Raw genomic sequence first — 9,398 nt, forward strand, 5'->3', positions numbered from 1 at the left:
GCTCACGTCCTTCGGCAACGCTAGCGGGTTCCGGCGCCGTGCGGAAGCGGGGAGGCGCCCTCGTCGTGACGTTCACGGAAGGGGTGGCGGGGCTCCCCGAGCACCACTAGTGTGAGCGCTCACGGAGCACCGACCCTGCTCCGACTCGGCCTGTCCCGATGGAGTGATGCCATGCCGATCCGATCCGTTGTCCCCACCCCGCAGTCCCGCGGCGGTGCCTTCACCCGGCGGAGCCTGCTCGCCGGAGCCGCCGCCGGAGCCGCGGTCCTGCCCCTCGCAGCGTGTTCCAGCCCGCTCGCCGCCGGTGTCGCCGGCGCTCCCCTCAACCCCGAGACGCTCGTCTTCTGGAACCTGTTCGGCGGCGGCGACGGCCTCCGCATGCAGGCGATGGAGGCGGGCTACGCCAAGCAGCACGGCGGCTCGTCGTCCCTGCAGGCGACCACGTTCGCCTGGGGCAACCCGTACTACTCGAAGGTCACACTGGCGACCGTCGGGAACAAGCCACCGGACGTCGCCATCGCGCACCTGACCCGGGCGAAGCCGCTCTGGGACGGGGACCTGCTCGACCCGATCTCCGCGGACGACCTGGCCAGCGTCGGCCTGAGCGCGAGCGACTTCAACCAGAAGGCGTGGACGGCGCAGAAGACCGACGGCAAGAACATCTGCATCCCGCTCGACACGCACCCCTTCGTCCTTTTCTACAACGTTGACGTGTGCCAGAAGGCGGGCCTGATCGACTCGGACGGCAAGCTCAAGGACCTGAACGGGCTCGAGAACTTCGAGGCCGCGCTCGCCGCGGTCGCGAAGGTCACCGGCGGCACCGCGCTGAACGTCGCGAACGTCAGCGAGGTCGCGACCCCGTGGCGCTTCTTCTGGACGATGTACAACCAGATCAACGGGGCGACGCCGTTCATCAGCGACGGCGGCGCGAAGCTCACCGTCAACGAGGACGCCTACATGAAGGTCACCGACATGACCCAGAAGTGGGTGAAGAACGGCTGGCTGAACAAGGGCCTCGACTACGCCACCGCCCAGACACTGATGTTCACGGGCAAGGCGGGCTTCTTCATGCAGGGCGAGTGGGAGATCAGCACCGCCCAGTCGATCAAGGGCCTGAAGTTCGGCATGGTGCCCGTACCGCAGCTGTACGACGAGCCGGCCACCCAGGCGGACTCGCACACGTTCATCCTGCCACGCAAGGACCGCACGCCCGAGCAGCGCAAGGCCCACATGCTGTTCATCAAGCAGATGCTCGAGCAGAGCCTGACGTGGGCGCAGGGCGGGCACGTGCCGGCCTACATGCCGACGTTCGACAGCACGGCGTTCAAGGAGCTCACACCGCAGTCGAACTACGCGTCGGCCGCCGAGACCGCCGTCTTCGACGACCCCGCCTGGTACGGCGGCTCCGGGTCCACCTTCGAGAACACCGTCGGGGCGCAGCTCGCCCTGGTGCAGCAGGGCAGCAGTTCACCGGCCCAGGCGCTCTCGGCGATCAAGGACCAGCTGTCCACGTACCTCAACACCCCGAGCCCGCTGTGATCCGGCGCGCGACCCCTTCGATCCACGTGGACCCCGCACGAGAGGCACGATGACGTGACCGCTGCACCAGTTCTCACCCGACCCACGGACGCCAGGGCCGTCACCGGCCGCTCGCGTCCCCGCGTCAACGCCATGAGCCGTGGTCAGGGACGCTCCGGCTGGCTCTTCCTCGCCCCCTTCGGCCTGTTCTACCTGGCCTTCCTGCTCGGCCCGACGGTGTGGATGCTCGTCACGAGCTTCTTCAACACCTCGACCGTCCGCACCGGACTCGGCAGCTTCGCCGGGTTCGCGAACTACGCCGAGATGCTCGGACGCGCCGACTTCTGGTCGTCGCTCTGGCACACCCTGCAGTTCACGCTCTACACGACCCCGCCGCTCGTCATCCTGGCGTTCGTGTTCGCCGTGCTGACCAACCGGATGAACCGCGGGCAGTGGTTCTTCCGCCTGGCGTTCTTCCTGCCGTTCATCCTGCCGTCGGCGACGATCTCGCTGATCTGGGTGTTCATCTTCACCCCGGCCACCGGCCTGTTCGCCTCGGTCCAGCAGGCGATCGGCCTGACCCCCGGCGCGGGCGTCCTGGCGAGCCCGAACACCGCCATGATCGGCGTCGCGATCGCCACGGTCTGGTGGACGCTCGGGTTCAACTTCGTGCTGTACCTGGCCGGGCTGCAGGAGATCCCCCGCGAGCTCTACGAGGCCGCAGCCGTCGACGGGGCGTCGAGCTGGCAGCAGATCAAGTCGATCACGCTGCCGCTGCTCGCCCGCACCACGACGCTCGTCATCCTGCTGCAGATCATCGCGAGCCTGAAGATCTTCGACCAGGTGTACCTGATGACGAACGGCGGGCCGGGCATCTCGACCCAGGTCTCGCTGCAGCTCATCACCGGCGTCGGCTTCACGGACAACCGCCTCGGTGCGGCGTCCGCGGCCTCGGTGCTCCTGTTCATCGTGATCGTCGCGATCGCGGTCATCCGGCAGCTCGTCGAGCGCGCTGCCGCCAAGCGAGAGATCGGTGCCTGACATGACCGCCACCGAGAGCATCACCACCGGCCGCCGGCGCGTCCGCACGGGCGTCTCGGCCGCAGCTCCCGCGAACGCCGCGAAGATCGGCGTCTCCGGCAAGGGCTTCAACATCACGGCCGCGATCATCCTGACCGTGTTCGCGATCATCTGGCTCATCCCGAGCCTGTTCGCCCTGAAGACGTCGCTGTCCGACAACGGCGTCGCAGCCCTGGGCGCGAACGCGATCCTGTCGAACTGGAACCCGACGCTGCACTCCTACGCGTCGCTGTTCCAGGCCGGCGACATCTGGAACTGGTACCTGGCGAGCGGCATCACGAGCCTGCTCACCACGGCCCTCACGGTGCTGTTCGCCTCGATGGCGGCGTTCGCACTGTCCCGGCTGGCCTTCCGCGGGCGGAACGTCGCGTTCCTGCTCATCATCCTGGGCATCATGATCCCGACGCAGGTCCTGATCATCCCGATCTTCCAGGAGCTCAACGCCGTCAACCTGCTGAACACCTACTGGTCGGTGATCTTCCCGCAGGTGCCCGCCGTGATCGCGGTGTTCATCTTCAAGCAGTTCTTCGACGGCATCCCGAAGGAGCTCGAGGAGGCCGCGCGCATCGACGGCGCCGGCATGTGGAAGATCTACTGGTCGGTCATCCTGCCCCTGTCGCGTCCGGTCATCGCCGCGGTGGCGATCCTGACGTTCGTCGGGGTGTGGAACAACCTGCTGCTGCCCCTGTTCGTGCTGTCGAACCCGGACCTCATGACGATCCCGGTCGGACTCGCCACGGTCCAGGGCAGCTTCGGCCAGCGGTACGCCGACATCCAGGCCGGGGCGATCCTGGCGGCCCTGCCGCTGATCATCCTGTACCTGGTCTTCCAGCGGCAGATCGTCGAGGGTGTGACCGGCTCCGGTCTCAAGGGCTGACGCCACCCCACGACAGACGGGAGGCGCGGTGCCGGCTGGCACCGCGCCTCCCGTCCGTCCCGGCGCGACCCCGCGCCCACGCTCGCCGGTCGCCGATCCGCGCGTCGGAAGCCGATCCGCGCGTGGGAGGCAGATCCGCGCAAAGGAGACCCGGAGGAACGGCGTTCCGTGCGCGGAACGTCCTCCTACCGCGAGTGCGATGGGAAGGAACGTCCGCGTCGGAGACGACTCAGAGCGGATCGAGGCGGGTCCGGAGGAGACAGAACTCGTTGCCCTCGGGGTCCTGGAGCACGTGCCACGACTCCTCCCCGGTCTGCCCGACGTCGGCCGGGCGCGCGCCGAGGGCCAGCAGCCGCTCGAGTTCGGCGTCCTGGTCCTGGTCGACCGGTGAGACGTCGAGGTGCAGGCGGAGCGGCTGGTGCTTCGGCTGCGGGTTCCTCGACAGGATGATCGTGGGGGTCGCCCCGCCGAAGCCGGACGCCGGGCCGATCTCGATGCCGTCCTCGTCCTTGCCGAGTTCGACGTAGTCCAGGACGGCGCACCAGAAGCGCGACAGCACCTCGGGGTCGTCGCAGTTCAGCACGAGTTCGCTCAGTCGGACGCTCATGCCCGCACGCTACCCGGCCGGGGTCAGGCGGGGACGGCCGGGCTCACGCGGGGACGGCCTGCCGGGCGTCGTGCTTCCAGAACCCGGAGAACGTGATCCGGGACTTCGGGACCCCCGCGCGGTGCAGGTGCCGGCGCCCCTCGGTTGCGAGCCGGGACTCCCCCACGACGAAGGCGTACACCCGGTCGTCGCACGGCACGTGCCGCTGGAGCTCGGCGAGCGCGGCACGTCCGGGGACCCCGTGCGGGTCGAGGTGCTCGCGGACGATCCAGGTGACCTCGACGCCGGCCGGGGCGTCGAGCACGCGGACGTCGGCGGCCGTCGGCACCTCCTGCACGATGCGGCCGACGGTGTCCCGCGGCAGTGACGCGGCGATGCCGACGACCGCGGGCAGCCCGGTCTCCTCGGCGGCGACCAGGACCTGGCTGACGTCGTCCGGGCAGTCGAAGATGCGCCCCTGGTCGAGCATCGCGAGTTCGTCGCCGGGTCGGGCCGCGCACGCCCAGATCGCGGCACGCCCCTCGAGTGTGCCGTCGGCGTGGGCGTGCACGACGAAGTCGACGTCGAGCTCGGCGGTGCCGTCCGGCAGTCGTCGGAAGCCCGCGACGGTGTAGTTCGCCAGGTGCGGTCGGGTGTCCTGCGGGATGGCGAGGTACTGCGGGTACCAGCGGTTGCCGTCGATCTCGGGCAGCGTCAGGTGCTGCTGGTGCGGGAGCGGCAGGAACAGGCGGAACCAGTGGTCGTACCCGGCGAAGGGGAACTCGTGCAGGTCGGCCCCGGTGACCGTCACCCGGTGCATCGACGGCGTGACCCGGGCGGAGCGGAGCACGCGGGCACGGAAGAGCCGGGGGTTCTCGGGCATGAGCCGCGGGATCTTCGCCATGAGGCAAGGCTAACCTAAGATGGTCCGCGTGCCATCCCCCGATCTCGTCGTGACCCCCGCGCGACCGCCCGCTCCGCCGAGCGCCACGGGCGTCCACCGCACCGCGGTCCGCCGTCGGACGACCGTCGTCCTCGGCCTGGTCGTGGTCCTCGCACTCGCCGCCGTCGCCAGCATGCTGTTCGGCAGCAATCGCCTGGGCGTCGACCAGGTGCTCGCGGGCCTGACGCGCTCGGGGTCCGGGACGACCGAGGCCGTGGTGTGGGGCTCGCGCATCCCCCGAACGCTCATCGGCGCCGCGGTCGGCGCGGCCCTCGGCATCGCGGGCCTGCTCATGCAGGGGCACACGCGGAACCCCCTCGCCGACCCGGGCCTGTTCGGCGTCTCGTCGGGCGCCGGGCTCGCGGTCGTCCTCGGCGTCTACGTCTTCGGCGTCACGAGCACCGGCGCGACGGTCTGGTTCGCCCTGGCCGGCGCGGTGGTCGCGAGCGTCGTGGTGTTCTCGGTGACGATCGCCGGCAGCGGGACGGCCAGCCCGGTGCCCCTCGCCCTGGCCGGCGCCGCGGTCTCGGCGTTGCTCGGCGCGGTCACGTCCTTCATCGTCCTGACCGACCAGCAGTCGCTCGACGCGTACCGGCTCTGGGTGGTCGGCTCCCTGGCGGCGCGGCAGCTCGACGTGCTGACGGCCGCGGCACCGTTCCTGCTCGTCGGACTGGCCCTCGCGATCTGGAACGTCCGGTCGCTCGACGCGCTCGGCCTCGGCGCGGAGCTCGCGCGCGGCCTGGGCGAGAACGTCCTCGTCGCCCGGCTCGTGGGCCTCGGCGGCATCACCCTGCTCGCCGCCGGCGCGACCGCGGCCGCCGGTCCGATCGGGTTCGTCGGACTCACGGTGCCGCACGTCGCCCGTGCCCTCGTCGGGACCGGACACCGCTGGACCCTGCCCGTCTCGGCCCTCGTCGGGGCGTCGCTCGTGCTCGTCGCGGACGTCGTCGGGCGGCTCGTCGGCGGGTTCTCCGAGGTCGAGGTCGGCATCGTCCTCGCGGTCATCGGCGGCCCGGTGTTCGTCGCCGTCGCCCGCCGCCGATCGCTGGTGTCCCTGTGAGCGCCGCCGCACCGCGCAGCGCCGCAGCACCCCGCAGCACCGCCGCCCCGGTCCGCCGCGGCGTCCGTGTCGGCCCCGTCGGCCTGGCCTGGCGCCCGCGGGTGCTCGGGTACACGGTCGCCGCGCTCGCCCTCGCCGTCGTGCTCGTCGTCCTCGGCGTCGCGGTCGGCAGCACCTGGATCGCACCGGGCACCGTCGTCCGCGCCCTGTTCGGCGTCGAGGACGGCCCGGAGGGCTTCATCGTCACGACGCTCCGACTCCCCCGGGTGCTGGTCGGCGCGCTCGTCGGGCTCGTCCTCGGCGTCGCGGGCGCCTTGACCCAGACCGTCACGCGCAACCCGCTCGGCACGCCGGACATCATCGGCGTCACCTCCGGCGCGAGCGTCGGTGCGGTGGCGGCCATCGTCCTCGGCGGCGGCTCGTACTCGGTGTCGAGCGTCGTCACCAGCGGCGGCATCCCGGTCGCCGCGACGATCGGCGCCCTCGTCGCGGCCGCCGCCGTGTACGGCTTCGGGTGGCGCGGCGGTGTGCAGAGCTACCGGCTCGTGCTCGTCGGCATCGGCGTCAGCGCGACCCTCGACGCGATGACGAGCTACCTGCTCGTCCGCGCGAAGATCACCGTGGCGACCGCCGCCTCGCAGTGGCTCGTGGGCAGCCTGTCGAGCACGTCCTGGTCGTCCGTGTGGCCCCTGCTCGTGGTGGCCGCCGTCGCCGTCCCCCTGGCCCTCGCGACGAGTGCGGCGCTCGGCATCGGGCAGCTCGGTGACGAGGTCGCGACGGGCGTCGGCCTCGGGGTGCAGCGGCACCGGCTGCTCGTCATCGCGCTGGCCGTGGTCCTGACCGCCGCCGCCGTCGCCGCCGCGGGACCCGTCGGGTTCGTCGCGTTCGTCGTGCCGCAGGTCGCGCTGCGGCTCGCCGGGACGAACCGGCCGCCGCTGCTGCTCGCCGGCGCCCTCGGGGCCGTTCTCGTGCTCGGTGCCGACCTGCTCGCCCGGTCCGCCTTCCCCTGGCAGGTCCCCGTCGGCATCGTCACGACCGTCGTCGGCGCCCCCTACCTGATCTGGCTCCTCGTCCGGCACCGCAAGGAGATGTCCCGATGACCGCACGCACCGCACCCGCGACCACCGCAGACACCACGGCAGCGACGGCCGCCACGTCCGCCACCACGGACGCAGCCGCGACCACCTCGACGACGCCGGCCGATGGACCGACCCGCACCGCGCCTCCAGTCGGAGTGCCCGTGCTGCAGGCCCGCGGCCTGTCCGTCGGCTACGACCGCGAACCGGTGCTCCGCGACCTGGACCTGCGCATCGAACGCGGCACCGTGACGACCTTCCTCGGAGCGAACGGCTGCGGGAAGTCGACCCTGCTGAAGGCCTTCGGCCGGGTGCTGCGGCCGCAGGCCGGCGAGGTCCTGCTCGACGGCACCCCGATCCGACGCGAGCCGAACCGTGCGGTCGCGCGGAAGCTCGCGATCCTGCCCCAGACCCCCGTGGCCCCGGCCGGCACGAGCGTGCTCGACCTCGTGATGCGGGGCCGGAACCCGCACCAGTCCTGGGCCCGCCCCTGGACCGCCGAGGACGCCGACGTCGCCGAGCAGGCCATCGCCGCGACCGGGCTGACCGAGGTGGCGCACCGCGACGTGGCGAGCTTGTCCGGCGGGCAGCGACAGCGGGCGTGGATCGCGCTCGTGGTCGCGCAGCAGGCCGAGACGCTCCTGCTCGACGAACCGACGACGTACCTCGACCTCGCGCACCAGCTCGACGTCCTGCGGCTCGTGCGACGGCTCAACCGGGAGCAGGGCTCCACCGTCGTGATGGTCCTGCACGACCTGTCGCTCGCCGCGAGGTACTCCGACCGGCTCGTGGTGCTGCACGACGGCGGGGTCGTCGCGGACGGCACCCCGCACGAGGTCCTGACGCCCGAAGTGCTCGAGCGGGCCTTCGGTCTGCACGCCCGCGTCGTCCCCGACCCGGTGACCGGCACCCCGATGATCGTCCCCGAGGCGGACGAGCAGGACTGAACCGGACGAGCAGGACCGGCCTGAACCAGCAGGGGCCGGCAGGCCGTACAGACTTAGGTTAGGCTCTCCTAACGTGAAGATCCCCCGCCGCGGCTCCGTGCGCGCCGCCCTCGTGACCTCCGTGGCCCTCTCGGCCCTCCTGCTCGCCGGCTGCACCGGCTCGAACGGCTCCGGCCGCTCCGGCGACGGCAGCGCCGCCGGCTCCGGCTCGAGCGCCGCCGCGAAGGGACCCTGGTCGTACGAGGACGCCACCGGGAAGACCGTCAAGCTCGACAGCACCCCGAAGCGCGTCGTGGTCCTCAACGACATCGCCATCTCGTTCATCGAGTACGGCCTCCGCCCGGTCGGCACCTTCGGGCAGCTCACCATGGCGAAGGACCAGCGCTTCGAGGGCCTGGACACCAAGGGCATCGCGCAGCTCGGCACCGGCTACGGCGACATCGACCTCGAGCAGCTCGCGGCACTCAAGCCGGACCTCGTCGTCACGTCGGTCTACCCCACCGACGACAAGGGCACGCTCGACACCACGCAGCCGGGCTACGGCTTCAAGGACAAGGAACAGCAGCAGCAGGTCGAGGCCATCGCGCCCGTCGTCCAGGTCGAGTGGGGCGGGAAGGGCGAGGACGTCATCGAGAAGATCGCCGACCTCGCCGAGTCGCTCGGTGCCCCGGAGTCGACGGTCGAGGCCGCCGAGGACCGCTTCGACAAGGCCGAGGACGAGCTCGAGAAGGCCGCGAAGGCGAGCGACGTCTCGGTCGTCTCGATGTACGCGGACGGCGACGGCGCGTACGTCACGCGACCCTCCGACGAGCCCACGCTGCAGATGTACTCGTCGTTCGGCGTCTACTTCGTGACCCCGAAGCCGAAGGGCTTCTACTGGGGCATCTACTCGTGGGAGAACGCCGGCCAGATCTCCGGTGACGTGATCCTGCTGTCGCAGCAGGGCTACCAGGTGTCCGACCTCGAGAAGCAGCCGACGTTCGCCGACAACGCGGCCCTGCAGGCCGGCCAGGTGCACAGCTGGACCTTCCCGGCCCTCGACTACGCGTCGCAGGCCGACTACATGACGAAGCTCGCGGGCTGGCTGGGCGAGAGCAAGAAGGTCTCGTAGACCCCACCACCCCACGGACGGGAGGCGCGGTGCCGGCTGGCACCGCGCCTCCCGTCCGTTCCCGGTCGCGTCCGGACGCGACCCGTCCCTGCCCCCCCCCCCCCCCCCCCCCCCCCCCCCCCCCCCCCCCCCCCCCCCCCCCCCCCCCCGGGGGCCCCGCCCGCCCCCCCCCCGCGCCCCCGCGCCCCCGCCCGCCCCCC

At 71.6% G+C, this 9,398-nt stretch carries 9 protein-coding genes; 7 read left to right on the forward strand and 2 right to left on the reverse strand.

What is annotated here, in order from left to right; translation table 11 throughout:
• Positions 1-171 precede the first annotated feature (171 nt).
• From DEU32_RS06795 to DEU32_RS06805, 3 genes are read left to right on the forward strand one after another with little or no spacing between them, the layout of a single operon-like run.
• Complete coding sequence (locus DEU32_RS06795) at positions 172-1,539, forward strand: extracellular solute-binding protein (RefSeq protein WP_114849848.1); 1,368 nt, start codon at positions 172-174, stop codon at positions 1,537-1,539.
• Positions 1,540-1,593: 54 nt separating this feature from the next.
• Positions 1,594-2,559 carry a carbohydrate ABC transporter permease gene (locus tag DEU32_RS06800; protein WP_114849849.1) on the forward strand — a complete coding sequence of 322 codons (966 nt, stop codon included), beginning with the start codon at positions 1,594-1,596 and terminating at the stop codon, positions 2,557-2,559.
• A gap of 1 nt (position 2,560) precedes the next feature.
• Entirely contained in the window at positions 2,561-3,475 is a 915-nt protein-coding gene (locus tag DEU32_RS06805) for a carbohydrate ABC transporter permease (RefSeq protein ID WP_114849850.1), read from the forward strand.
• Between the two features lie 229 nt (positions 3,476-3,704).
• Here the strand turns inward: DEU32_RS06805 and DEU32_RS06810 are convergent, their stop codons facing one another.
• On the reverse strand, positions 3,705-4,082 hold the full coding sequence (locus DEU32_RS06810; protein ID WP_058740502.1) for a VOC family protein: 378 nt from the start codon (positions 4,080-4,082) through the stop codon (positions 3,705-3,707).
• A gap of 43 nt (positions 4,083-4,125) precedes the next feature.
• A complete protein-coding gene (locus tag DEU32_RS06815; RefSeq protein ID WP_114849851.1) occupies positions 4,126-4,965 on the reverse strand; it encodes a siderophore-interacting protein in 840 nt (279 codons plus the stop codon).
• 28 nt (positions 4,966-4,993) lie between these two features.
• On the opposite strand from DEU32_RS06815, the gene DEU32_RS06820 reads away from it, so the two are divergent.
• From DEU32_RS06820 to DEU32_RS06835, 4 genes are all read left to right on the forward strand, one after another.
• Complete coding sequence (locus tag DEU32_RS06820; protein WP_258554800.1) at positions 4,994-6,064, forward strand: iron ABC transporter permease; 1,071 nt, start codon at positions 4,994-4,996, stop codon at positions 6,062-6,064.
• Positions 6,061-7,164: an iron chelate uptake ABC transporter family permease subunit gene (locus tag DEU32_RS06825; protein WP_258554801.1), complete on the forward strand. Its 1,104-nt coding sequence runs from the start codon at positions 6,061-6,063 to the stop codon at positions 7,162-7,164. Before DEU32_RS06820 ends, DEU32_RS06825 begins: the two co-directional genes overlap by 4 nt.
• The gene (locus DEU32_RS06830) at positions 7,161-8,087 is read left to right on the forward strand and encodes an ABC transporter ATP-binding protein (RefSeq protein WP_258554802.1); all 927 of its coding nucleotides are present in this window, start codon (positions 7,161-7,163) and stop codon (positions 8,085-8,087) included. Before DEU32_RS06825 ends, DEU32_RS06830 begins: the two co-directional genes overlap by 4 nt.
• A gap of 73 nt (positions 8,088-8,160) precedes the next feature.
• Complete coding sequence (locus tag DEU32_RS06835; protein WP_114849853.1) at positions 8,161-9,198, forward strand: ABC transporter substrate-binding protein; 1,038 nt, start codon at positions 8,161-8,163, stop codon at positions 9,196-9,198.
• Positions 9,199-9,398 lie beyond the last annotated feature (200 nt).

This window comes from Curtobacterium sp. AG1037 (assembly GCF_003349855.1).
In the GTDB taxonomy this organism is placed as follows: Bacteria; Actinomycetota; Actinomycetes; order Actinomycetales; family Microbacteriaceae; genus Curtobacterium; species Curtobacterium citreum.

Coding starts and splice junctions, on each gene's coding strand:
- DEU32_RS06810 (WP_058740502.1), bottom strand. CDS start 4,082: ATGAGCGTCCGACTGAGCGAACTCGTGCTGAACTGCGACGACCCCGAG.
- DEU32_RS06815 (WP_114849851.1), bottom strand. CDS start 4,965: ATGGCGAAGATCCCGCGGCTCATGCCCGAGAACCCCCGGCTCTTCCGT.
- DEU32_RS06805 (WP_114849850.1), top strand. CDS start 2,561: ATGACCGCCACCGAGAGCATCACCACCGGCCGCCGGCGCGTCCGCACG.
- DEU32_RS06830 (WP_258554802.1), top strand. CDS start 7,161: ATGACCGCACGCACCGCACCCGCGACCACCGCAGACACCACGGCAGCG.
- DEU32_RS06795 (WP_114849848.1), top strand. CDS start 172: ATGCCGATCCGATCCGTTGTCCCCACCCCGCAGTCCCGCGGCGGTGCC.